The sequence below is a fragment of the Nocardia citri genome (assembly GCF_054065835.1).
The window spans coordinates 70,214-93,282 of the sequence record NZ_JBSUQM010000017.1; the positions used below are offsets into that span (position 1 = coordinate 70,214).

Genomic DNA, 23,069 nt, shown 5'->3' on the forward strand with positions numbered 1-23,069 from the left:
AGGACGGCGTAGATTTCCGTGCGTGAGCACCGAGTACACCGCTGCGGCCGCTGGGGTGGGGCCACCGTCCGCGCGTACGGCTCGGCGGTGGGTGCTGCATATCGATATGGATGCGTTCTTCGCTTCGGTCGAGCAGTTGACCCGGCCCACGCTGCGCGGCCGTCCGGTATTGGTCGGCGGCACGGGTGGGCGCGGTGTGGTCGCGGGGGCGAGCTATGAGGCGCGGGTATTCGGTGCGCGCTCGGCGATGCCGATGCATCAGGCGCGGCGGCTGGTCGGGGTGACCGCGGTGGTGGTGCCGCCGCGGGGTGCGGTCTACAGCGTGGTCAGTGCGCGGGTGTTCGACGCACTGCGCAGCCGGATCCCGGTATTGGAGACGCTCTCGTTCGACGAGGCGTTCGGTGAGCCCGCCGAGTTGGTCGGCGCGACGGTCGAGCAGGTGCGTGAATTCTGTGAGCAGTTGCGCGCGCTGGTGCGGGAGCGGACCGGGTTGGTCGCCTCGGTTGGTGCCGGCACTGGTAAGCAGCTGGCGAAGATCGCCTCCGGAATGGCCAAACCCGATGGAGTTCGGGTGGTTTCACCGGATGAGCAGCAGCGGCTGCTGGCCGGGCTGCCGGTACGCAAGCTGTGGGGGATCGGTCCGGTGGCCGAGGGCCGCCTGCGTTCGCTCGGTATCGAAACCGTTGGCGCCTTCGCGGCCCTGCCGGAATCGGAGGCGGTGTCCATCCTCGGCGGCAGCATCGGCGCGGCGCTGCACCGGCTGGCCCGCGGCATCGACGACCGGCCGGTCGCCGAGCGGGCCGAGGCCAAGCAGATCAGCGCCGAGAACACCTATGAGACCGATATCGTCACGATGGCCCAGCTGCGCCCGGCGATCGAGACCATGGCAGCGGCCGCGCACCGTCGTCTGGAAAAGGATGGCCGGGCCGCACGCACCGTGGTGCTCAAACTGAAGAAATCCGACATGAGCATCGTGACCAGGTCGTCCACCTTGCCGTACGCGACGACCGAACTGGCAACGCTGACGACGGCGGCGCAGCGCTCGGCCATTGATCCGGCCGAACTCGGGCCGATCCGGCTGGTCGGGGTGGGTTATGGCGGGCTGTCGACCGTTCGCCAGGAGTCGTTGTTCCCGGAGCTCGATCAGGCACCGATCGAAGACACCGACGTCTGGGAGGGCGATGTGTCTCACTCCGACGGTTGGCGCGCATCAACGGCTGCCGAGGACGGTGGCGCGGAGGCGTCGGTCGACGTCGCGGTGGGAGATACCGCGACAGCATTGGGTGCGGCCCGGGTCGCCACCACCGCGCAGTCGAGCGTCGGTGCAGCTCAGGGCGATTCGCAAGTGCGCAGCGCGACACTGTGGTATCCGGGAATGGATGTCACGCACCCCGAATTCGGGCATGGGTGGGTGCAGGGCGCCGGGCTCGGTGTGGTTACCGTTCGGTTCGAGACCAGTTCGACAGGGCCCGGTCCGGCGCGTACCTTTGCCGCCGACGACATCAGTCTGTCCCGGGCGGATCCGCTCGGCAGTCTCCACTGACAGGTAGCCTGGGTCATTCGTGCGGCGTCGCCGGTTCGGGTGACGGCTGCCGTTGGTGGAACGACCTGTACCTACTCGAACGCAAAGGACGAGCAGTTGAAGCTTCGTAAGACTGGACGCATCGCCATCGCCGGCCTGGCCGTCGTCGCCGCACTCGGCATGACCGCCTGCAGCGATGACAAAGACAGCAAGCCGGCCGCGAAGACCACTACCAGCGCCAAGGCCTCTGCCGGTGCGAGCTCGAACACCAATCTGCCGCCGGTTCCCTCCGTCGCGGAACTGAACACGCAGCTGCAGCGTGCGCTCGATCCGTCGGTGCCGAGTTCGGAGAAGCTCGACGGCGTACAGGGCGCCGAGGCCGATCCGGAGCTGCCGAACCGTTTGGCCGAGGCCGCCAAGAGCGCCAACATCTCCGTCACGGTCACCGATGTGACCAGCTTCGGTGACAGTGTCAATGCCAAGGCCAAGGTCGTGCTCAACGGCCAGGAGAACATTGTCGACGTGCCGTTCGTCGCCGAGAACGGCAAGTGGAAGATCCAGAAGGCCTGGGCCTGCACCATGCTGACCAACCTCGGCCAGCAGTCGACAGCTTGCGGCTGAGTTGACCAGCTGCCGCGGCGGACCCGGTGTCGGCCGCGGCAGCGGTGCGCTTGCTGAGACCACCGCTGCACTGCCTTTCGGGCTTAACCCGGCGACCACCCCGATGCTCGGCAGTTACGGCTCCGCCCGGGCGCCGAAATCACCACCCTCTGGCAAAGCCACGACGGTGGCGGCCCGCTCGGCTGGTCCAATATGCTCTTGCGTCCCCGCACCCTGGCCACTCCGGCCTCTGGACGCCGGGCCACATCAATACGTCCTACTAGCTCGGTCTGCCGAACCAGCCGGTTCGGCTTGCGGGGCCCTGGTTCGCCGTCGGCCGCGCACCAGGGCGTCGGCGGTGAAAATCGCCAGCGCCGCCCAGATGAGCGCGAAACCGGCCCACCGTGACGCGGGCATCGGCTCATGTGCGACGGCCACGCCCCAGGCCATCTGCAGCGCGGGCGTCGAGTACTGCAGCAGGCCCATGGTCGAGAGCCGAACCCGTTGCGCGGCAACGGCGAACAGCAGCAGCGGCAACAGGGTGACCGGACCGGTCGAGATCATCAGTCCGGAATGTGCGATACCACTGGCGAATTCGCTGCGCCCGGTCACCGCGAAGACGATGACGAACGCCAGCGCGAACGGTGCGGCGACCAGCCCCTCGGCCGCGATGCCGTGCAGCGCGTCCAGCGCAATCACCTTCTTCACCAGCCCATAGGTGGCGAATGAACAGGCCAGTGCCAGTGCGATGAGCGGCGGTCGGCCGTAGGCGACGGTGAGTACGGCGACCGCCAGCGCACCCAACCCGAGCGCCGCCCACTGTGCCCCGGCCAACCGCTCACGGAAGATCAGTACGCCGAAGGCCACCGTCACCAGTGGGTTGATGAAGTAACCGAGCGCACACTCCACCACATGTCCGGAAGTGACACCGTAGACGTACACGCCCCAATTGAGCGATAGCGCCGCGATGGCCACGGCCGCCATCCGCCAGGTGCGCGGGGCGATTCCGCGCAACCCACCGAGCTGCCCCGTTATGGCCAGCACGACGAGCACCAGCACCAGTGTCCACAGAATCCGCTGCGCCACCACCTCGGCCGGATTGGCGAAGGCCAGCAATCCGAAGTAGGCCGGAAACAGCCCCCAGGTCAGAAATGCGCCTGTACCGAACACCACACCTGGGACCGCCCTGCTTCGCTGCACCCTACCGACGGTAGTTCTCGGTAGCCTGGCGGTCATGTCGATAACCGTGCCCCATACGGCCCTCACCGGGCTGACCGCGGCGGAGGTCGAGCAACGTCGCCGCGACGGGCTGACCAATGACGTGCCGGACCGGGCGAGCCGATCCGTTCGCGACATCGTTCGCGCCAATGTCTTCACCCGGATCAACGCAATCCTCGGTGTGCTGTTCGTCCTGGTGCTGGCAACCGGCTCGATTATCGACGGCATGTTCGGTCTGCTGATCATCGCGAATAGCGCGGTCGGCATAATCCAGGAGATTCGCGCGAAACGCACCCTGGACCAGTTGGCCATTGTCAGCCAGGCCAAGCCGACTGTGCGCCGCGACGGACAGTCGCACGAGGTGGCGCCCAAGGAGGTTGTGCTCGACGATCTGATCGAGCTCGGCCCCGGCGACCAGATCGTCGTCGACGGCACGGTCGAGGAATCCGCACTGCTCGAGGTCGACGAATCGCTGCTCACCGGTGAGGCCGATCCGGTGGATAAGCCGATCGGCGCGTCGGTCATGTCGGGCAGCTACGTCGTCTCCGGTTCCGGCGCCTACCGTGCGACGAAGGTCGGAAAGGACGCTTACGCCGCCGAGCTGGCCGAAGAGGCCAGCAAGTTCACGCTGGTGAAGTCGGAATTGCGCAGCGGTATCGACACCATCCTCAGGGTCATCACCTATTTGCTGATCCCGGCGGGTCTGCTGAGCATCTATAACCAGTTGTTCTCCAGTAAGGAATCCTGGCGGCCCGCGGTCACGGGCATGGTCGCGGCGTTGGTGCCGATGGTGCCCGAGGGGCTGGTGCTGATGACATCGGTCGCCTTCGCGGTCGGTGTGGTGCGACTCGGCCGGCGCAAATGTCTAGTACAGGAGTTGCCCGCTATCGAGGGATTGGCCCGCGTCGATGTGGTGTGCGCGGATAAGACCGGCACCCTTACCGAGAACGGGATGCGCCTGTCGGATATCAAGACGCTCGGCAACTTCGACGACGCCGAGGTGCGTCAGGCCTTGGCCGCCATGGCCGCCGATGATCCGCGCCCGAATGCGAGCGTGCAGGCCATCGGTGAGGAGCTCACCGATAAGCCGGATTGGCGGCACACCGCGATCGCGCCGTTCTCCTCGGCGAAGAAGTGGAGCGGTTTCTCCTACGGCGAGCATGGCGACTGGCTGCTCGGCGCGCCCGACGTGCTGCTCGACCCGAGTTCGGAAGATGCGCGCGTCGCAGAGGAACTCGGCTCCTCCGGTCTGCGCATCCTGCTGCTCGCGCGCAGCGACCGTCCGGTCGACGCCGCCGACGCACCGGGCGCCGTCGACCCCGCGGCCCTGGTCGTACTGGAGCAGAAGGTGCGGCCCGATGCCCGCGAAACCCTCGATTACTTTGCCGGCCAGCAGGTTTCGATCAAGGTGATCTCCGGCGACAATGCCGTCTCGGTCGGTGCGGTAGCCTCTTCGCTCGATTTGCCCCGCGGCGATCATGCGGTCGATGCCCGCGAACTGCCCGAGGACCGTGCCGCGCTCGCCGATGTGCTGGAGCGTGAGACCACCTTCGGCCGAGTGCGTCCGGATCAGAAGCGAGCCATGGTGGGCGCCTTGCAATCTCGCGGCCACACCGTCGCCATGACCGGTGACGGCGTGAACGACGTACTGGCGCTGAAGGATTCCGATATCGGTGTGGCCATGGGTTCGGGCAGTCCGGCCACTCGTGCGGTGGCCCAGATCGTGTTGCTGGACAACAAATTCGCCACCCTGCCGTATGTGGTCGGCGAGGGGCGTCGGGTGATCGGCAATATCGAGCGCGTTTCGAATCTATTCCTCACCAAGACGGTGTATTCGGTGGTGCTCGCCTTCTTGGTCGGTATCGCCGGTATCGGCTCGCAGATCTTCGACTACGAACCGCTCGGATATCCGTTCCTGCCAAGGCATGTCACGATCGCGGCCTGGTTCACCATCGGCATCCCGGCTTTCATTCTTTCGCTGGCTCCGAACAATGAACGCGCCCGCTCGGGATTCGTCTCGCGGGTCATGCGTTTGGCGATTCCGTCCGGTGTGGTGATCGGTATCGCCACGTTCGTCGCCTACCTGATCGCCCACGCGGGGTCGTATGACACCCTGGAGCAGCAGAAGGAGCAGATGGGCACCACCGCGCTCATCACCCTGATCATGATCGCGGTGTGGGTGCTGGCCATCGTGGCCCGGCCGTATGTGTGGTGGAAGGTGGTGCTCATCGGCGCTTCGATCCTCGCGTATGTGCTGTTGTTCACAATCCCGTTCACCAGGCATTTCTTCAAACTCGATCCCTCGAACCTCGGGCTCACCACCGCTGCGTTCCTCTGCGGCGCCATCGGCATCGTGCTCGTCGAGGCGGCCTGGTGGATCGCCGCCGCAGTTCAGGGCGAGAAGCACACGCTACTTCCGAGTTCACCCGGCGGGAGCGCCTGAACAACTGGACGCCTGACTCGCCGCGCCACGAGATACCTTGTGCGAAGCGATCATTCAGAGTTGGAGTACCTTCTCGACTATGGAGGTACTGCTGCATCAGATCGACGCGTTCGCCGACGCACCGTTCTCGGGCAACCCGGCCGCGGTCATGCCGCTGCCCGCATGGTTGCCGGACGAGCTGTTGCAACATCTGGCCGAGGCGAACAACCTCGCCGAGACCGCCTTCTACACCTCGCAATTACCCGTCGAGGCGGGCGGTCCGCCGGGCGAGTGGCCCGCCGTCCACCTGCGCTGGTTCACCCCGACCAGGGAGGTCGATCTGTGCGGCCACGCCACCATGGCGGCGGCCGCGCAGATCATCGAGGACATCCATCCCGGCGAGGATCGGGTGAGCTTCTTCACGCGCAGTGGCTGGCTGCACGTGGACCGCACCGATGACGACGAATACGTGCTCGACCTGCCCGCGCTGGAATCCGAGGAAGTCACCCCCGATCCGGTGCTGGTGGACGTGCTCGGCGTGCGCGCGGTGCGCGCCTACACCGGATTCGACGAGGTGATCGTGGTGAGTTCCGAGCGCGAGGTGCGCGACGCGCGGCCGAATTTCGCCGCCTTCCCGCCGCTGGCCTCCGATGCCGTGATCACCGCGCCCGGCGATACCGTGGATTTCGTCTCCCGGGTCTTCGGTCCCCATCGCGGCGTGGTCGAGGATCCGGTCACCGGATCGGCGCACGCACAGCTGGTTCCGCTGTGGAGCCGCGAATTCGGCCGAGCCGAACTCACCGCCGGTCAGCTATCGCGGCGTGGCGGCACGCTGCGCTGTGAACTCGCGGGCGATCGGGTACTGCTCATCGGCCGCTGCCGCCGCTATCTGGATGGTGTTGTGACACTGCCGGATTGACCGGCCCGGGCCGCGGCGTCACTGATCGGGGACGGGGCCGTCATCGGTACCCGGTAGCGCGAGGTCCGCGTATTCCGGTAGTAAGGCAACGATGGCGAAACTGGTGGCGACAGCGTCGGCGGGCAGGGCCTGTACGGCGCGAATTCGGTTCTGGGCCGCGAGATTTCGCAGTTGCGGGAGGGTGCCGCGGACCACGAGGCCGACGGTGCACGCGCAACCGGCGCGCAGCCGAGCCGCCGACACCGCATTGATGCGGTTGGTGCGATTATCGGCGGCCTGCTGAGCCAGTAGCTGCCACGCGGCATTATCGGCGGACGCCACGGCTACCGCATTTCCCGCGGGCAGTTGCACCGTGACGATCGGGGTGTTCACCCGTGGAATCGACACATGGTGGCTTGCCGCGGCAATGCGCAGGCCGCCACTGTGCGCCGGAATCTGATTCGGCGTAAGGGGTTCGGTGAACGAGACCAGCGCCCAGTGCTCGTCGGTATCCGGACCGGACAGCGAATCCTGAGCCCGCACAAGATAGTCCGCGACCTGCTCACCGCGCTCCGGCCCGAGCCGGTCGGTCGAAATTCCGGACGGTCGTGGCGGATTCAGCACGCCGAACACCACGATAAGTACCACGAAACCGACGGCTCCGACGGCAATGGCGATGCGGCGCACAGTTTCAGGCATTGCGCAACACGTCGAGCGCGTGTCTCAGGTCGTCCGGATACTCGCTGATGATCTCCAGATAGCGGCCGTCGGCCGGGTGGTTGAACCCCAGCGAGCGCGCATGCAGCCATTGCCGTTCCAGTCCCAGCCGCTCCGCCAGCCGCGGATCCGCACCATAGGTGAGATCGCCGCAGCAGGGGTGGCGGATCGCGGAGAAATGCACCCGGATCTGGTGGGTGCGCCCGGTTTCCAGATGAATATCGAGCAGGCTGGCGGCCTGGAACGCCTCGATGGTGTCGTAGTGGGTAATGCTCGGGCGGCCATCCGCGGTGACCGCGAACTTCCAGGCATCGCCGCGGGCCCGGCCGATCGGCGCATCGATGGTGCCGCTGCTCGGATCCGGATGTCCCTGTACCAGCGCGTGATAGCGCTTATCGATGGTGCGCTGCTTGAAGGCCCGCTTGAGTACCGTATACGCGTGTTCGGACTGCGCGACGACCATCACCCCCGAGGTGCCGACGTCGAGCCGGTGCACAATGCCTTGGCGCTCGTGCGCGCCCGAGGTCGAGATGCGATAGCCCGCCGCGGCCAGGCCGCCGACCACTGTCGGCCCGGTCCAGCCGACGCCGGTATGCGCCGCGACGCCGACCGGTTTGTCGACCGCGACGATGTCATCGTCGGCGTAGAGGATCTTCATACCCTCCACCGGCTCGGGCACGATGGTGAGTTCGCGCTTCGGCTCCGGGAACTCGACCTCGAGCCAGGCCCCCGCCACGAGCCGATCCGATTTGCCCGCCGCGACGCCGTCGAGCTGTACCGAACCCTCCTCGGTCAGCGCGGCGACCGCAGTGCGGGACAGACCGAGCAACCGGGACAGCCCGGTGTCGACGCGCAGGCCGTCGAGTCCGTCGGGTACCGGCATGGTTCGCGTTTCTCTCACGCCGCATTCCCCTTGCTGCTCGCGGCGCCGTTGGCTCCGTTGTCCGAGGACGTGTCCGGCTCTGCGGCGGTTTCGGTGGCGGCCGGTTCGGGGTGACCGTGTCCGGTGCGCGTGCCGTCGGGTTCGAAACCGAAGACTGTCAGCACCACCAGCAGGATCGCACCGCACACGATCGAGGAGTCGGCCAGATTGAATACCGGCCACCAGCCGATGGCGATGAAGTCCACCACATGTCCCTGGAGCGGTCCGGGTGCGCGGAACAAGCGGTCGACCAGATTGCCGAGCGCGCCGCCGAGCACCATGCCGAGCCCGATCGCCCACCACAGTGAGCGCAGCGTGCGGCCGATGCGGATCACCCCGATCACCACCGCCGCAGCGACCAGGGTCAGCAGCCAGGTCATGCCGGTGGCCATGGAGAACGCCGCGCCCGGATTGCGTACCAGGGACAACCGCGCGAAATCGCCGATGATCGGCACCGGATGGCCCGGGGTCAGCTCGGCCACGATAATGGTCTTGGTGAGCAGGTCCAGGCCGAGCAATACCGCGGCGATGATCAGCAGCGTGCCCAGCTGCAGCCGTGCGGCGGGCTTGCCCGGCTCGGTGGTTCGGATTCGATTTTCCGCGTCGTCGCCGGGTGGTACCGCGTGATCGGCGGAGTTGTCCTCGGATGGCCGGTCGTCACTCACGCCGACCATCATCTCTCGAGTAACGACATGCGCTACGCGCGCGGTCACCCGCATGTCCCAGCTGACACTCAGGAAGCGGTCGTACGCTGATGCTCGTGACGGTATTGTCTTCCCCCCACGCGCCGCGAATCGCGCGTTCGGGTGTGCTGCTGATGGTGCTCGCGGTTGGATTATCCGCGCTCGGTGTCGGCTGTAGTGACGGTGCCGAGTCGCGCGTCGAGTCCGACAGCACCGAGCCGATCGGCATCGGTAAGGAGGTGACCGTGCCGATTTCGGCCGCGGTCGCCAGCGTCGTCTCGGTGGGTGAGGAGCCGCTGTCGCTGTTGCGTCCGGACTACCCGCCGGGCACGGTGCAGCAGGTGACGCTGCGCACCGATCACCACATCGAGCAGCAGATCAATGATCAGCCGCCGAGTGATTTCTCTACCCCCGCGCTGACGATTCCGATGACGGCGCAGACCGATGGCGACGGCGTCGAGTTGACGCTCGGCACCATTTCCACCCCGGATCCGTCGCTGGCCAAGGCGCTCACCGCCGCCGGCGGTTCGCACGCCGGATTCGATATGAGCGAACTCGGCGCGATCACCGCGCTGCGCCTCGCCCCGGCACCGGATACCTCCAATGCCGCCCGCGCGGCCTTGGAACAGGCCTTCTACCAGGCTGTCTACCGTTCGATAACGTTTCCCGACCAACCGGTCGGTGAGGGTGCGGTGTGGACGGTGCGGCAGGAGGTCGACGGCGGGGTCGCACTCGATCAGGTGACCACCGCGACGCTGACCAAGCGTGAGGGTGACCGGCTGACCATCGAACTCGAGGTGACCCAGAAGCCGAAGTCGCAGGTGTGGTCGCTGCCCAATAATGCGGGCACCCTCGATATCAAGGATTACCTCATGCAGGGCTCGGGCACGATCACCGTCGACCTGGGTCTGCCGCTGCCGGTCGCGGGCACTATCACGGTCGGCGGACATCAGGCCTACCGCGACCCGCGCAGCGCGAGCATGCTGCAGCAGACGATCAATACGCAGGTCACCTGGAACGAATGAGTCCGTAGCGGTTTGCGCCGATCAGGCATGCCGGGCTCGGGTGAGGAATAGGCTCGCAGCTGTCCGACAAACGCCTCGATCGGAGGTATCCCATGTCCGATGTGAAACCGAAACCGATCCCCGAGGGTTATCCGGTCGTCTCGCCCGGATTGGCGATTGATGGCGCCGCGGCTGCCATCGACTTCTACAAAAAGATTTTCGGCGCGTCGGAGCGGATGCGCATGCCGGGACCGGACGGCACGATCGCACACTGCGAACTCACGTTCGGCAATTCGCTCATCATGGTCGGCGATCCGGTCCCCGATATGGATTTCCTCGACCCGAAGACGGTCGGCGGCACGCCGGTCAATCTCTACGTCTATGTCGAAGACGCCGATGCCGCCTTCAGCGCCGCCCTCGCCGCGGGTGCCAAGGAGCTCACCCCCATGACCACCCAGTTCTACGGTGATCGCAGCGGTGCGTTCGAGGATCCGTGGGGCCACCGGTGGACCGTGGCCACGCACGTCGAGCACGTGGCGCCGGATGAGATGGACCGGCGGATAGCCGAATTGTTCGGCGGGGCCTGAGCGTTCGTGGGGTAGGCCGCGCGGTCGCTGTGCCGCGCGGCCCTTGTTCGCCGTGCGGGAAGGCTAACCCTCGACGATCGAGTCACCCTCGACGTGTACGGCCTTCTGCGGGAGCGGCTGGGTGGCCGGGCCATTGACGACGGAACCGTCGAGGCCGAATTTGCTGCCGTGGCAGGCACAGTTGATGGTGCCGCCGGAAACCGAGGCGACCTTGCAACCCGCATGTGTGCAGGTGGAGGACAGGCCGACGAATGAGCCGGCACTCGGCTGGGTAACCACCACATCGCCCTTGATCACACCGCCGCCGACCGGCACCTCCGAGGTCGATGCGATGGCATTCGGCTGTCCGGCGGCCAGATTCTGGCCGGTCGAGCCGGCGGCGGCCTTGGGGGGTTCGGCCGCGCTGGCGTTGTCCTTGCCATAGGTGGTGCACGCGGTCAGCGCGGCCATGGTGGCCGCAGCGCCGGCGCCCGCGATTACCACGCTGCGGCGGTCGAGGACGAAATCATCGTTGGTCATATCGGACTCCGATCAGAAGGTGATGCCGTTGTGCTGGAAGAACCACAGGGCGGAGGTGAGCCAGAGGCCGGTCAGCCCGGCGAGAACCGAGGCCGAGTACGGCCACTGCCGCCAGGGTGAGCCACGGTCCCAGTCGTTTCATGCGGTCTCCTCGATGTGCGGCCGTCAGGCGCCGCCGTTCGGATGGACTACGTGGTAGACCCGTCGACCGGTTCAAACGGGCATTCGCGGCAGCCGTTCGGCGCGCCGACGATCAGCACCCCTGCCGCACCGACGGCGACAACGGCGGTGGTCACAGCGCACCCGCCGACCGGTGCCGGCGCTGCCATCTCATAGCCCGATTACGGCGTTGTCCGCGGTGAGTACATGGTCAACCGCGCAGATCACGCCGTGTCATCCGGACGGACGAACAAATCCACCGGGCGATCCTTTCGGCATACAGTCGTGCCATGACCGCGGGCTACTCCAGAACCCCTTTGGCCAAGAAGCTCGGTATCAAGCCCGGCCACCGAGTGGTGCTCCTGAATGCCGCGCCGGGCTGGCGGATCCCGGATCTTCCACCCGAGGTGGAAATCGCCGCCGATCAACCGGATCGGGCCGAGGTGGTGCTCGCTTTCTACCGCACCCGTGCCGAACTCGCCGACGCGGCACCGGAACTTGTTGCCCGGCTGGCGAAGGGGGCCATGCTGTGGATCGCCTGGCCGCGCAAGGCGGGCGGGCACGTCAGCGATATCGCCGAGAACGATCTGCGCGAATTGCTGCTGCCGATCGGCGTGGTCGATGTGAAGGTCGCGGCGCTCGACAACGATTGGTCCGGCTTGAAATTCGTCTGGCGGAAGAAATCGTAGGCGCGCCATCGAGTAGTGTCGATCGCTCCGCGCCCCAAGCTCCATTCGCGGAATTCGGACAGCTCCGCGCCCGTGTCGTACGACAACGCAGGCTGCCCAGATGACGCGCCGGTGATCTGCACCACCGACACGCCGGGCCCTCCTGGGACGTCCCGTCACGGCGTGCAAGCCTCCCGAAACTTGTCACACCGACGTGCCTAGAATCGCTAGGCCAACCCCCGTCGAGACCTTGGGAGGAAGGACCATCTTGGCCGCCTCGTCCGGATCGTTCGTTCACCTGCACAACCACACCGAGTACTCCATGCTCGATGGTGCGGCCAAAATCTCTCCACTCTTCGCCGAGGCGAAACGGCTGGGAATGAACGCGGTCGGGATGACCGACCACGGCAATATGTACGGCGCCTCGGAGTTCTACAACTCCGCCAAGAAGGCCGATATCAAGCCGATCATCGGCATCGAGGCCTACATCGCACCGGGTTCCCGGTTCGACACCAAGCGTGTGCAGTGGGGTGACCCCAGCCAGAAGGGCGACGACGTCTCGGGTTCCGGCGCCTACACGCATATGACCATGGTCGCGGAGAACGCGACCGGCCTGCACAACCTGTTCAAATTGTCCTCGCTCGCCTCGCTGGAAGGTCAGCTCGGCAAATGGGCGCGCATGGACGAGGAGATCATCGCCGAGCACGCCGCGGGCATCATAGCCACCACCGGCTGCCCGTCGGGTGAGGTGCAGACCCGCCTGCGCCTCGGCCATGACCGCGAGGCCCTGGAGGCGGCGGCCAAATGGCAGGAGATCTTCGGACCGGACAATTTCTTCCTCGAGATCATGGACCACGGTCTGTCCATCGAGCGCCGGGTCCGCGAGGGGCTGCTGGAGATCGGCAAAAAGCTCGGGATCCGGCCGCTGGCCACCAACGACTGCCACTACGTCACCAAGGACGCCTCGACCAATCACGAGGCGCTGCTGTGCATCCAGACCGGTAAAACCCTCAGCGACCCAACGCGTTTCAAGTTCGACGGGGACGGCTACTACCTGAAGTCCGCGCAGGAGATGCGGGCGATCTGGGATATGGAGGTGCCCGGCGCCTGCGATTCGACCCTGCTGATCGCCGAGCGGGTGCAGTCCTACGACGAGGTGTGGCAGCACCGCGACCGGATGCCGATCTTCCCGGTGCCGGAGGGACACGACCAGGCCAGTTGGCTGCGCCGAGAGGTCGACCTCGGGCTGCGGCGCCGTTTCCCGGACGGCGCGCCCCAGGAATATCTGGACCGGGCGCAGTACGAGATCGGCGTCATTCTGGAGATGGGCTTCCCGGCCTACTTCCTCGTCGTCGGTGACCTGATCAACCACGCCCGCGACGTCGGCATCCGCGTCGGTCCCGGCCGTGGTTCCGCGGCCGGTTCGCTGGTCGCCTACGCACTGGGCATCACCAATATCGACCCGATCCCACACGGTCTGCTCTTCGAGCGCTTCCTCAATCCCGAGCGCGTCTCGATGCCCGATATCGATATCGACTTCGACGATCGCCGCCGCGGTGAGATGGTCCGCTACGCGAGTGAGAAGTGGGGCACCGACCGGGTCGCCCAGGTCATCACCTTCGGCACCATCAAGACCAAGGCCGCCATCAAGGACTCGGCGCGAGTGCTGTTCGGCCAGCCCGGATTCGCCATCGCCGACCAGATCACCAAGGCGCTGCCGCCGCCGATCATGGCCAAGGACATCTCGGTATCCGGTATCACCGATCCGGAACACGAGCGGTACAAGGAGGCTGCCGAGGTTCGCGAACTCATCGCGAGCAATCCGGATGTCGCGAAGATCTACGAGACCGCGCGCGGCCTCGAGGGCCTGATCCGTAACGCGGGTGTGCACGCCTGCGCGGTCATCATGTCCTGTGATCCGCTCACCGACGCGATCCCGGTCTGGAAGCGGCCCCAGGACGGTGCGCTCATCACCGGCTGGGACTATCCGTCCTGTGAGGCCATCGGCCTGCTGAAGATGGACTTCCTCGGTCTGCGCAACCTGACGGTGATCGGTGACGCGTTGGAGAATATCCAAGCCAACCGCGGTATCGATCTGGATATGGACCGGTTGCCGCTCGATGATTCGCGCACCTACGAGTTGCTTTCCCGCGGTGAGACTCTCGGCGTGTTCCAGCTCGATGGTGGACCCATGCGCGATCTGCTGCGCCGCATGCAGCCGACCGCGTTCGAGGACATCGTCGCCGTCGGCGCGCTGTACCGCCCCGGCCCGATGGGCATGAACGCGCACAACGACTACGCCGACCGCAAGAACGACCGCCAGGAAGTCAAGCCGATCCATCCGGAGCTGGCGGAGCCGCTGAAGGACATCCTTGGCGAGACCTACGGCCTGATCGTCTACCAAGAGCAGATCATGCACGTCGCGCAGAAAGTGGCCGGCTATTCGCTCGGTCGAGCAGATATTCTGCGCCGCGCCATGGGTAAGAAGAAGGCCGAGGTGCTGGCCGCCGAGTTCGAAGGCTTCGAGGAGGGCATGCAGGCCAACGGGTACTCCAAGGCGGCGATCAAGGCGCTGTGGGACACCATCCTGCCGTTCGCCGGTTACGCGTTCAACAAATCGCACGCCGCCGCCTACGGCCTGATCTCCTACTGGACCGCCTATCTGAAGGCGAACTATCCCGCCGAATATATGGCGGCCCTGCTCACCTCCGTCGGCGACGATAAGGACAAGGCCGCGGTCTACCTCTCGGATTGTCGACGCCTCGGTATCACCGTGCTGCCGCCCGATGTCAATGAATCCGAGCAGAACTTCGCCTCGGTGGGTAAGGACATCCGCTTCGGCCTCGGCGCGGTGCGCAATGTCGGCACCAATGTGGTCGCCTCGATTATCCAGGCGCGCAAGGAGAAGTCGAAGTTCACCGATTTCTCCGACTACCTGAACAAGATCGACGCCATCGCCTGCACCAAGAAGGTCACCGAATCCCTCATCAAGGCAGGCGGATTCGATTCGCTCGGACATCCGCGCAAGGGTCTGCTGCTGATCCACTCCGATGCCATCGATGCGGTGATGTCCACCAAGAAGGCCGAGGCGATCGGCCAGTTCGACCTGTTCGGCGGGTTGGACGACGGTGATGATTCGGTGGCCTCGGTCTTCAATGTCAAGGTGCCCGAGGATGAGTGGGAGACCAAGCACAAGCTGGCTCTCGAGCGCGAAATGCTCGGCCTGTACGTATCGGGGCATCCGCTCAACGGCGTCGAACATGTGCTCGCGGCACAGGCGGATACGGCGATCCCGGCCATTCTCGAGGGTGATATCAAAGACGGCGCCCAGGTGACCATCGGCGGCATTCTCGCCTCGGTCAACCGCCGCATCAATAAGAACGGCCTGGCCTGGGCCTCGGCGCAGATCGAGGATCTGACCGGCGGTATCGAGGCGCTGTTCTTCCCGCAGGCCTATTCGGTGTACGGCGCGGATGTCGTGGAGGACGCGGTCGTCCTGGTGAAGGCCAGGGTGTCGGTGCGCGACGACCGGATCTCCTTGATCGCCAACGATCTCGTCGTCCCCGACCTGTCCTCGATCGGTGTGGCCAAGCCGCTGGCGGTCGTCATGCCGACCCGCCTGTGCACCCCGGACAAGATCGGTGAACTCAAGCGCATCCTGTCCAGACATCCGGGCACCGCGGACGTCCACGTCCGCCATGTGGGTGCGCGCGACAATACGTCGCTGTGGAAATTGGATGACAGCCTGCGAGTTTCACCGTCCTCGGCCCTGATGGGCGATCTCAAGGCCCTGCTCGGTCCCGGCTGCCTCGCGAGTTAGCGCGCGAGCGGGTCTGCCGTTCGTCGGTTGTGGTGGATGTGACTACGGTGAGATCGCGACTCCAAGTGAGAGTGCGGCGAAAAACCTCGGTCCGTCCGCATAGAACTCGTCGAGCTCGCGGATCGCGAATCCGGCGCTCTCGATGGTTCCGCGAATATCGCGATCGAGATGGCAGCCGCCCGCGACCGCCTTTTCGATCGGATTCAAGCGATGCTGCCATGCCTGCACGCCCGGATCCGGTGCGAGCCCGTGTTCGACGAAATGCAGGGTCCCGCCGGGGACGAGCACCCTGCGCACCTCGGCCAGCGCGGCCGCGATATCCGGAATGGTGCACATCGTCCAGGTCGAGAGCGCGGAGTCGAAGCTGTTATCGGCGAAGGGCAGCGACTGGCCGTCGAGCCCGGCGCGTTCGATCGGCACCGTGGCCTCGGCGAGCCGCTTATCCGCCAGGCGCCAGCCGAGGTCGGCGGGTTCCACGGCACTGACCGACTCGACGGCGGCCGGATAGAAGGGGATATTCAGTCCCGATCCGAAGCCGATCTCCACCACCCGCCCGCGCAACCCGGCGCAGGCACGCTGGCGCCGCGGATTATTGATTGTGGCCCCGCAGACCAGATTCACCAGCCGCGGCACGAACTGATCGTTGTAGATGCCCACGTACTCACTCTGTCAGGGATCGCACGTCAGAGGCAATGGTCGGAAGGGTGCGTCCGCTGTGGACGGGCCGCATGCCCGGCGACATGCGATGCTGGCTCGGTGACCGTGTTCGAGGTGTGGGCCCCGCTACCGGAACGGGTGCGTATCGAGGTCGATGGCGCCGTGCATCCGATGACGAGGTCCGGCGCTGGTTGGTGGCGGGCCGAGGTGAGCGCCGCACCGGGCGCGCGGTACGGCTATCTGCTCGACGACGACCCGACCGTGCTGCCCGACCCGCGCTCGCCACGGCAGCCCGACGGCGTGCACGGTCGCTCGGCGTTGCACGTCCTCGATCCGGTCGGGTGGACCGATGTGGGCTGGACCGGTCGCCCGCTGGCAGGTGCGATCATCTACGAACTGCATCTGGGCACCTTCACCCCACAGGGCACCTTCGACGCCGCTGTCGAGCGTCTGGACCACCTCGTCGACCTCGGTGTCACCATGGTCGAATTGATGCCGGTCAACGCCTTCGACGGTGTCCACAATTGGGGCTACGACGGTGTGCTCTGGTATGCGGTCCACGAGCCCTACGGTGGACCCGATGGTTTGCAGCGCTTCGTGAATGCCTGCCACACAAAGGGTTTGGCCGTCGCCCTCGATGTCGTCTACAACCATCTCGGCCCCTGCGGCAATTATCTGCCCCGCTTCGCGCCTTATCTGACCGAGGGACGCAATACCTGGGGGCAGAGCCTCAATCTCGACGGTGCCGCCTCGGATTCGGTGCGCCGCTTCATTATCGAGAACGCCCTGCGCTGGTTTCGTGATTTCCATATCGACGCACTGCGCCTCGATGCGGTGCACGCGCTCGTCGACCGCACTGCCACCCACCTGCTCGCCGAATTGGCTACCGACACCGAATCCCTTGCCGCACATGTGCGTAGACCGTTGACGTTGATCGCGGAGAGTGACCTCAATGATCCGCGGCTCATCACCCCGCGCGCGGCCGGCGGTTATGGCCTGACCGGACAGTGGAACGACGACCTGCACCATGCCGTGCATACCGCGGTGTCCGGTGAACGTCAGGGCTACTACGCCGATTTCGGTTCGCTGCGCTGTCTTGCCCAGACACTGACGCACGGATTCTTCCACGCCGGAACGTATTCCAGCTTCCGCGGTCGCAGCCACGGCCGTCCGATCGATACCCGGCTCATCCCGGCGAGTGCGTTGCTCGCCTACACCTGCACCCATGATCAGATCGGCAATCGGGCGATCGGGGACCGTCCCAGCGCCTACCTGACCGATGGGCAGCTGGCGATCAAGGCGGCCCTGGTGCTGTTCTCGGCATACACGCCGATGCTGTTCATGGGGGAGGAGTGGGGCGCGCGCACCCCGTTCCAGTTCTTCACCTCGCATACCGATCCGGTGATCGCGGCCGCCACCGCCATCGGGCGTAAGGACGAATTCGCCGAACACGGCTGGGACAGTGACGACGTTCCCGATCCACAGGACCCGGAAACATTCCTGCGGTCCAAGCTCGACTGGTCCGAGCACCAGCATTATCGGCACGAAAGGCTACTTTCCTGCTATCGCAAGCTGATCGGTCTTCGGCGCGATCGGGCCGAAATAACGAACCCGTGGCTCACACACGTATCGGTCGACTACGACGAGAACGCCCGCTGGATCGCGGTGCGCCGTGGCCCGCTGACATTGCTGTGCAATCTCTCCGAAGAGCAGGTCACGGTACCGATCGCCGGTGTTTCGGTGCTGTCGTGGGAACCCGCGACCGACGGTGTCTCCGGAACGGAGATATCGGGCCACTCGTTCGTGATACTCGAGAGCTCATAGCGCAACCTCGGCTCTGCCGGCGATTGCCGAAAACAAGCTGAATATAACTGTCCGAGACACAACATTGCCGCGTATGACCGGCGCCATTACCGTTGGAATATGAGCAACGTGGCTTCACCCGGGGACCTAGCGAACCTCCCCGATGGGGTGGGTGGCAGCGCCGCCACCGAATTCGCGCCATTGGTACGCGCATTCGCGAAGGTCTTCGGGCGCCGCCGAGGGGCGGGCGGCGCATTGGCCGTACATCTGCACGGTGAGCCACTGGTCGATATCTGGATCGGGAGCGCAGGCGACAAGCCCTGGACCCAGGACACCGGCGCGATCGTCTTCTCCGCCACCAAAGGCATCACCGCGACCGTCATCCACCGGCTGGCCGATCGCGGTCTGCTCGACTACGAAGCGCCGATGGCCGAATACTGGCCGGAATTCGGTCAGAACGGTAAGGGCCGTATCACCATTCGTCAGGTGATGACGCACAGCGCGGGACTCGGTGGCCTCAACCCGATCGCGGCCGGACTCGAGGAGGTGCTCGACCACCAACTCATGGAGCAGCGCCTCGCCGCCGCGAAACCCGATCGTCTGCTCGGCACGCCGGCCTATCATGCGCTCACCTTCGGCTGGCTGCTGGCCGGATTGGCCCGCGCCATTACCGGCCACGGGCTGGCGGAGCTGTTCCGCACCGAAGTATCCGAACCGCTCGGCATCGACGGCCTGCATCTGGGCAAGCCGTCCGCGCAATCGTCGACCGTCTACGCGCCGTTGGCGGGCTCTCAGCTCAGCATGATCGGAAACTCGGTCAGCACCAGGTTTTTGGGTCTCAGCTACGGTCTGCCCGGTGCGCTCGGCGCCGCGGCGCGGTGCCTGTTCCTGCCTGGGCTGGAGACCATCCTGGAGGGCGCGATGCCGCCGATCCTCGATACCGAACTCGGGGCGGGCAACGGCGTCTGCACCGCACCCGCCCTCGCCACCATGTACGGCGCGTTGGCTAACGGCGGCATGGCTGGCGATGTGCAGTATCTGTCGCCGCAAACCATCAAGGCGCTCAGTCGAATTCGGACCTTCCGGCTCGACCGTGCCCTGTTCTACGCTCCGATGCTCTGGCGTCTGGGCTATCACTCGCTGCCGATGCCGGGCGCGCACGGCGGCTTCGGTCATATCGGCCTCGGCGGCTCCTTCGGCTGGGCCGAACCCCGCCTAGGTCTATCCGTCGGATTCGTCCACAACCGCCTCTCGGCCGCGCAGCTGAGCTTCGATCAGACCACTGCCGGTTGGCTGCTGCCGATGGTCATGACGGGTGTGCGCACGACCCGCAGGCCCGCCGCACCGGTGCAGACGCCCGAGGCTGCGTAATCAACTGTCCGCCATCGCCTCTGCCCGGCAGCGCCGGAGATGTCGGTGGCTGGCGCTGACGATCTCGTGACACTGCTGGGCCCGGTGATTCCGGGTGTCGGCCGGTGGCGCTGGAATTCTGGCAGGACGCGTACCGACCGGCCGCGCGGACCAATGTCTGCGCGGCCGATTCGGATTCGGAATGGGCGCTCAGGTGAGATAGCGGTAGGCCGGGGAGTCCGGTTCCAACCGCTCGCACTGGATCGGCGACTCTTGCATCCGCTCCAGCAGCGGACCGAGCCCCTGCGGCGCACCGAGTTCGATACCGACCAGCGCGGCGCCGGTTTCCCGGTTGTTGCGCTTGACGTATTCGAACAGGGTTATATCGTCGTCGGGACCGAGCACCTCGTTGAGGAACCGCCGCAGTGCGCCCGGCTCCTGGGGGAAGTCGACCAGAAAATAGTGTTTCAAGCCGCTGTGTACCAGGGAGCGCTCGATGATCTCGCCATAGCGGGACACATCGTTATTGCCACCGGAGACCAGGCACACCACCGTCGAACCCGGCTCGATCGCGATCTCCGCCAGCGCCGTCACCGACAGGGCCCCCGCGGGTTCGGCGATGATGCCCTCGTTCTGGTACAGGTCGAGCATGGTGGTGCAGATCGCGCCCTCGTCGACCTGAATCAAGCGGAAAGCGCCTGCGCCCCTTGGTGATTCGGTCGCGGTCAGCAGCGGCAGCGAGCCGTGCGAGACCACCCGGCCGCCGAATCCGGCGACTGCCGCATAGGGCACCTGGCCGATCCGGCGCACCGCTGCGCCGTCGACGAACGGATCGATCTCCGGCAGCGTCACGGGGCCGCCCGCGACCAGCGCCGCGGTCATCGAGGCCGCGCCCGCCGGTTCCACGCCGAGGATTCCGGTACTCGGCGAGCGCTCCCGCAGGTAGGTTCCGATGCCGGCCAGGCAACCACCGCCGCCGACCGGGATCACCACCAGATCAGGGGTCCGACCGCCGAGCTGTTCCAGTAATTCGGGCGCGATGGTGCCCTGTCCCGCCGCGGTGCGCGGATCGTCGAACGGCGGCACCGTGGTCGCGCCGGTGCGCTCGACATCCTCGGCGGCGGCCGCTGCAGCGGCGTCATAGGTTTCCCCGACCGCGATGAGCTCGACGAATTCGCCGCCGTGCACCCGGATGCGGTCGCGCTTCTGCTTCGGCGTGGTGGTCGGAACGTAGATGCGGCCCTTGATGCCCATCGCATTGCAGGCGAAGGCCACGCCTTGCGCGTGATTACCGGCACTCGCCGCGACCACGCCCGCGGCCCGTTCGGAATCGCTGAGTTGCACGATCAGGTTGTAGGCGCCGCGCAGCTTGTAGGAGCGCACGGCAGTGAGGTCCTCGCGCTTGAGATAGACCTGCGCCCCGGTCAGCGCGGAAAGCCGGGGACTGTGCTGCAGCGGAGTGGGCTCGATAATGTCGGAAATTCGCTTGGCGGCGGCGTCGATCTCGTCCGCGGTCAGCGCGGGACGAGATGTGGATCGGTCGTCGAGGAGTTCCAGCGGATTGGACACCCGAAATATGCTGCCACCTGCCGCGTCGGCCGGACGCGGCGGGTGGGTATCGGAGGTGGCAAACGATCGGTTTACCGGTCGGATTTACCGTGGCGTGAGGACGAATACCGGGATCTCACGGGTCGTCTTGGTCTGGTAGATCGCGTAATCGGGCCAGACCTCGACCGCCCGCTCCCACCACAGCGCCTTCTCCGCGCCGAAGACCTCTCTCGCGGTGTAGTCCTTGTTCACGGTGCCGTCGCGCAACTCGACATGCGGCTCGGCCTTGATATTCCAATACCAGACGGGATGCTTCGGAGCCCCGCCCAGCGAGGCGACGATGGCGTATTCGCCGTCGTGCTCGACTCGCATCAACGCGGTCTTGCGCAGCAGCCCGCTTTTCGCGCCTTTACTGGTCAGGACGATGACGGCCTTGCCCTGCAGGGAGACGCCCTCGGTCCCGCCGGAATTCTCGATTTGCTCGGCCTGCTCACGGGCCCAATCGGATGTGCTCGGCCCGTACTCACCTGTCAATGGCATAACACCCGCAACACCACACCGCCCGCCGCTGTTCCCGACCCAAATGTTAGGTACCCCGAACTTCCTGATCCGTGTACCCTGACTACATGGCAGTAGCCCCCCTTTCGACCCGATCCACGGCGGTAGATATCGCAGGTAGCGCGTGGCCGATGTACAAACTCGAGGCCATCGCCTTGGGGTTGGCGCTCTGCGTTGTGCTCGCGCTGATTACCGGATCCCTGCAGGTTGCGGTGCTGGTCGCCGCCGGGGTCGGGGCGGGCCGCTGGCTTGTCGGGCAGGTCGCTACGAGCCGTCGACCGTAGTCGGCTGGTACCTGTCGCGCTTGAGTCGAGTGGCAGCTCGCTGAGCCCGCCGCCGGTCTTGACGCAGGAAGCTGCGGGGCGGGGTTTCAAGATCCGGTGGGATCGGTGGCGATATCGCCGAAGCGAGTAGCCACCGCCACCAGTTCCACCTGATCCCGATCGAGACCTCTTCGACGTCGAGGGGGGGGGGAAGTTCGGTGCGGATGTGTTCGGTTCAGCGGGCGGCATCGAAACGATCGAAGGTTTCCAAGACCGTTGGTCACGATGTTGCTCGATCGGATACGTGACCGTGTCACAGCCCATTTCCATAGCCATGTGCTACTACAGTGCGGTTATGCCCTCCAAGTTGATGAAGATAACGCTGGTGATCAGCGGCGTCTTGGTCGCCGCGGGGTCATCGATGGCATCTGCGTCGGCCGAGGTCATCTCGATGGCGCCGCACGAGAAGAGCTTCGCATCGCCGATCGGTGGCAACATCATGGTGGGCAGCAGGGACGAGACGATCAATCGGATCGCGCCGCTGAACCAGGTGGCCACTACCCGGGAGGCTTTTGTCACCACCACCGCCTACGGTCAGATCGATGCGGCGGCCACGGGCAAGCTCCAGGTCGGGTATCACGTCGGGTGTGCGGTGACGATCGGTACGGGCACACTTGGCGCGACACCCGACATCATCGTCCCTCTGCCCTTGGGCGTGGACACCAGGAACACCAGGCCCAACGCGCCTAATTTGCCCGACGTGCCGAACCTGCCCAACGGGAAAAAGGGGAACGGGGACGCCGCGCAGACCGGGAACGGGGCCGGGACTGGGGCCGGGACCGGGGCTGAGGCCGGGGCGGGGGGCGGGGGCGGCCAGTTCTTCCCCGTTTTCGTTAATCCCAATCCGGTGGTCACGGTGAACCTTCAAGCGGGCGAGGTCGCGGAGGTTGCGCTGGCGGAGAAGGACATGATCCCCGGCAAGCTCATTCAGACAGTCGTCCGGGACTTCCACATCAAGGTCAATACCTGCACCGGTCCGGTTACCCTGCGGCAATTCGCCTATGTCTACGCCAGTTCGCCCGAGGTCGACGATTCGGGCGCGGTCTTCGGCGACCCCACCTGGTTGTAGCCGCGTCGGGTACTCGCGCAAT

At 65.8% G+C, this 23,069-nt stretch carries 20 protein-coding genes and 1 pseudogene; 12 read left to right on the forward strand and 9 right to left on the reverse strand.

Annotated features, from left to right (window positions below; all coding sequences use genetic code 11):
- Positions 1–106 precede the first annotated feature (106 nt).
- Together ACW2Q0_RS21780 and ACW2Q0_RS21785 are read left to right on the forward strand one after the other, a co-directional pair.
- Positions 107–1,543: a DNA polymerase IV gene (locus ACW2Q0_RS21780; protein WP_457192787.1), complete on the forward strand. Its 1,437-nt coding sequence runs from the start codon at positions 107–109 to the stop codon at positions 1,541–1,543.
- A gap of 96 nt (positions 1,544–1,639) precedes the next feature.
- The gene (locus tag ACW2Q0_RS21785) at positions 1,640–2,143 is read left to right on the forward strand and encodes a hypothetical protein (protein ID WP_457192734.1); all 504 of its coding nucleotides are present in this window, start codon (positions 1,640–1,642) and stop codon (positions 2,141–2,143) included.
- Positions 2,144–2,389: 246 nt separating this feature from the next.
- Here the strand turns inward: ACW2Q0_RS21785 and rarD are convergent, their stop codons facing one another.
- Positions 2,390–3,358 carry an EamA family transporter RarD gene (gene rarD, locus ACW2Q0_RS21790; RefSeq protein ID WP_457192735.1) on the reverse strand — a complete coding sequence of 323 codons (969 nt, stop codon included), beginning with the start codon at positions 3,356–3,358 and terminating at the stop codon, positions 2,390–2,392.
- Between rarD and ACW2Q0_RS21795 the strand changes: the two genes are divergently transcribed.
- Positions 3,357–5,783, forward strand: coding sequence for an HAD-IC family P-type ATPase (locus tag ACW2Q0_RS21795; RefSeq protein WP_457192736.1), 2,427 nt, complete (start codon positions 3,357–3,359; stop codon positions 5,781–5,783). The genes rarD and ACW2Q0_RS21795 overlap by 2 nt on opposite strands.
- Before the next feature lie 79 nt (positions 5,784–5,862).
- Entirely contained in the window at positions 5,863–6,681 is an 819-nt protein-coding gene (locus ACW2Q0_RS21800) for a PhzF family phenazine biosynthesis protein (protein ID WP_457192737.1), read from the forward strand.
- Positions 6,682–6,699: 18 nt separating this feature from the next.
- On the opposite strand, the gene ACW2Q0_RS21805 is transcribed toward ACW2Q0_RS21800, so the two are convergent.
- Genes ACW2Q0_RS21805 through lspA form a run of 3 tightly spaced genes read right to left on the reverse strand, consistent with a single transcriptional unit; the run spans position 6,700 to position 8,964 of the window.
- A complete protein-coding gene (locus ACW2Q0_RS21805; protein ID WP_457192738.1) occupies positions 6,700–7,359 on the reverse strand; it encodes a hypothetical protein in 660 nt (219 codons plus the stop codon).
- Complete coding sequence (locus ACW2Q0_RS21810) at positions 7,352–8,278, reverse strand: RluA family pseudouridine synthase (protein WP_457192739.1); 927 nt, start codon at positions 8,276–8,278, stop codon at positions 7,352–7,354. The genes ACW2Q0_RS21805 and ACW2Q0_RS21810 overlap by 8 nt, the downstream gene beginning before the upstream one ends.
- A complete protein-coding gene (gene lspA, locus ACW2Q0_RS21815; protein WP_457192740.1) occupies positions 8,275–8,964 on the reverse strand; it encodes a signal peptidase II in 690 nt (229 codons plus the stop codon). Before lspA ends, ACW2Q0_RS21810 begins: the two co-directional genes overlap by 4 nt.
- 89 nt (positions 8,965–9,053) lie before the next feature.
- Here lspA and ACW2Q0_RS21820 point away from each other — a divergent pair, with 89 nt between their 5' ends.
- Both ACW2Q0_RS21820 and ACW2Q0_RS21825 read left to right on the forward strand, forming a co-directional pair.
- A complete protein-coding gene (locus ACW2Q0_RS21820; protein ID WP_457192741.1) occupies positions 9,054–10,007 on the forward strand; it encodes a hypothetical protein in 954 nt (317 codons plus the stop codon).
- Between the two features lie 92 nt (positions 10,008–10,099).
- Entirely contained in the window at positions 10,100–10,573 is a 474-nt protein-coding gene (locus ACW2Q0_RS21825; protein WP_457192742.1) for a VOC family protein, read from the forward strand.
- Between the two features lie 63 nt (positions 10,574–10,636).
- Here the strand turns inward: ACW2Q0_RS21825 and ACW2Q0_RS21830 are convergent, their stop codons facing one another.
- Together ACW2Q0_RS21830 and ACW2Q0_RS21835 are read right to left on the reverse strand one after the other, a co-directional pair.
- Positions 10,637–11,092, reverse strand: coding sequence for a Rieske (2Fe-2S) protein (locus tag ACW2Q0_RS21830; protein ID WP_457192743.1), 456 nt, complete (start codon positions 11,090–11,092; stop codon positions 10,637–10,639).
- Positions 11,093–11,104: 12 nt separating this feature from the next.
- Positions 11,105–11,176 (reverse strand): annotated as a pseudogene (locus ACW2Q0_RS21835) (DUF6529 family protein); the annotation flags it as partial.
- A gap of 365 nt (positions 11,177–11,541) precedes the next feature.
- Between ACW2Q0_RS21835 and ACW2Q0_RS21840 the strand changes: the two are divergent.
- Both ACW2Q0_RS21840 and dnaE read left to right on the forward strand, forming a co-directional pair.
- A complete protein-coding gene (locus tag ACW2Q0_RS21840; RefSeq protein WP_457192744.1) occupies positions 11,542–11,940 on the forward strand; it encodes a DUF3052 domain-containing protein in 399 nt (132 codons plus the stop codon).
- A 247-nt stretch (positions 11,941–12,187) separates the two neighbouring features.
- A complete protein-coding gene (gene dnaE, locus ACW2Q0_RS21845; protein WP_457192745.1) occupies positions 12,188–15,739 on the forward strand; it encodes a DNA polymerase III subunit alpha in 3,552 nt (1,183 codons plus the stop codon).
- Positions 15,740–15,781: 42 nt separating this feature from the next.
- On the opposite strand, the gene ACW2Q0_RS21850 is transcribed toward dnaE, so the two are convergent.
- Positions 15,782–16,396: a class I SAM-dependent methyltransferase gene (locus ACW2Q0_RS21850; protein ID WP_457192746.1), complete on the reverse strand. Its 615-nt coding sequence runs from the start codon at positions 16,394–16,396 to the stop codon at positions 15,782–15,784.
- A gap of 99 nt (positions 16,397–16,495) precedes the next feature.
- Here ACW2Q0_RS21850 and treZ point away from each other — a divergent pair, with 99 nt between their 5' ends.
- Both treZ and ACW2Q0_RS21860 read left to right on the forward strand, forming a co-directional pair.
- On the forward strand, positions 16,496–18,220 hold the full coding sequence (gene treZ, locus ACW2Q0_RS21855; protein WP_457192747.1) for a malto-oligosyltrehalose trehalohydrolase: 1,725 nt from the start codon (positions 16,496–16,498) through the stop codon (positions 18,218–18,220).
- Between the two features lie 99 nt (positions 18,221–18,319).
- The gene (locus ACW2Q0_RS21860) at positions 18,320–19,570 is read left to right on the forward strand and encodes a serine hydrolase domain-containing protein (protein WP_457192748.1); all 1,251 of its coding nucleotides are present in this window, start codon (positions 18,320–18,322) and stop codon (positions 19,568–19,570) included.
- A 189-nt stretch (positions 19,571–19,759) separates the two neighbouring features.
- Here the strand turns inward: ACW2Q0_RS21860 and ilvA are convergent, their stop codons facing one another.
- Together ilvA and ACW2Q0_RS21870 are read right to left on the reverse strand one after the other, a co-directional pair.
- The gene (ilvA, locus tag ACW2Q0_RS21865; RefSeq protein WP_457192749.1) at positions 19,760–21,118 is read right to left on the reverse strand and encodes a threonine ammonia-lyase IlvA; all 1,359 of its coding nucleotides are present in this window, start codon (positions 21,116–21,118) and stop codon (positions 19,760–19,762) included.
- Between the two features lie 84 nt (positions 21,119–21,202).
- Positions 21,203–21,637, reverse strand: a complete 435-nt coding sequence (locus tag ACW2Q0_RS21870) for a nitroreductase family deazaflavin-dependent oxidoreductase (RefSeq protein WP_457192750.1) — start codon at positions 21,635–21,637, stop codon at positions 21,203–21,205.
- Positions 21,638–21,723: 86 nt separating this feature from the next.
- Between ACW2Q0_RS21870 and ACW2Q0_RS21875 the strand changes: the two genes are divergently transcribed.
- Both ACW2Q0_RS21875 and ACW2Q0_RS21880 read left to right on the forward strand, forming a co-directional pair.
- Complete coding sequence (locus ACW2Q0_RS21875; RefSeq protein WP_457192751.1) at positions 21,724–21,939, forward strand: hypothetical protein; 216 nt, start codon at positions 21,724–21,726, stop codon at positions 21,937–21,939.
- 334 nt (positions 21,940–22,273) lie between these two features.
- Positions 22,274–23,047, forward strand: a complete 774-nt coding sequence (locus ACW2Q0_RS21880; protein WP_457192752.1) for an MspA family porin — start codon at positions 22,274–22,276, stop codon at positions 23,045–23,047.
- Positions 23,048–23,069 lie beyond the last annotated feature (22 nt).

Excerpts from the sequence above, each read along its gene's own strand:
- ACW2Q0_RS21830 (WP_457192743.1), bottom strand. The coding sequence starts at position 11,092 with ATGACCAACGATGATTTCGTCCTCGACCGCCGCAGCGTGGTAATCGCG.
- rarD (WP_457192735.1), bottom strand. The coding sequence starts at position 3,358 with ATGACCGCCAGGCTACCGAGAACTACCGTCGGTAGGGTGCAGCGAAGC.
- ACW2Q0_RS21860 (WP_457192748.1), top strand. The coding sequence starts at position 18,320 with ATGAGCAACGTGGCTTCACCCGGGGACCTAGCGAACCTCCCCGATGGG.
- ACW2Q0_RS21840 (WP_457192744.1), top strand. The coding sequence starts at position 11,542 with ATGACCGCGGGCTACTCCAGAACCCCTTTGGCCAAGAAGCTCGGTATC.
- ACW2Q0_RS21820 (WP_457192741.1), top strand. The coding sequence starts at position 9,054 with ATGCTCGTGACGGTATTGTCTTCCCCCCACGCGCCGCGAATCGCGCGT.
- ACW2Q0_RS21800 (WP_457192737.1), top strand. The coding sequence starts at position 5,863 with ATGGAGGTACTGCTGCATCAGATCGACGCGTTCGCCGACGCACCGTTC.
- ACW2Q0_RS21780 (WP_457192787.1), top strand. The coding sequence starts at position 107 with ATGGATGCGTTCTTCGCTTCGGTCGAGCAGTTGACCCGGCCCACGCTG.
- ACW2Q0_RS21880 (WP_457192752.1), top strand. The coding sequence starts at position 22,274 with ATGCCCTCCAAGTTGATGAAGATAACGCTGGTGATCAGCGGCGTCTTG.
- ACW2Q0_RS21805 (WP_457192738.1), bottom strand. The coding sequence starts at position 7,359 with ATGCCTGAAACTGTGCGCCGCATCGCCATTGCCGTCGGAGCCGTCGGT.
- ACW2Q0_RS21795 (WP_457192736.1), top strand. The coding sequence starts at position 3,357 with ATGTCGATAACCGTGCCCCATACGGCCCTCACCGGGCTGACCGCGGCG.
- ACW2Q0_RS21870 (WP_457192750.1), bottom strand. The coding sequence starts at position 21,637 with ATGCCATTGACAGGTGAGTACGGGCCGAGCACATCCGATTGGGCCCGT.
- ACW2Q0_RS21875 (WP_457192751.1), top strand. The coding sequence starts at position 21,724 with ATGGCAGTAGCCCCCCTTTCGACCCGATCCACGGCGGTAGATATCGCA.
- ACW2Q0_RS21825 (WP_457192742.1), top strand. The coding sequence starts at position 10,100 with ATGTCCGATGTGAAACCGAAACCGATCCCCGAGGGTTATCCGGTCGTC.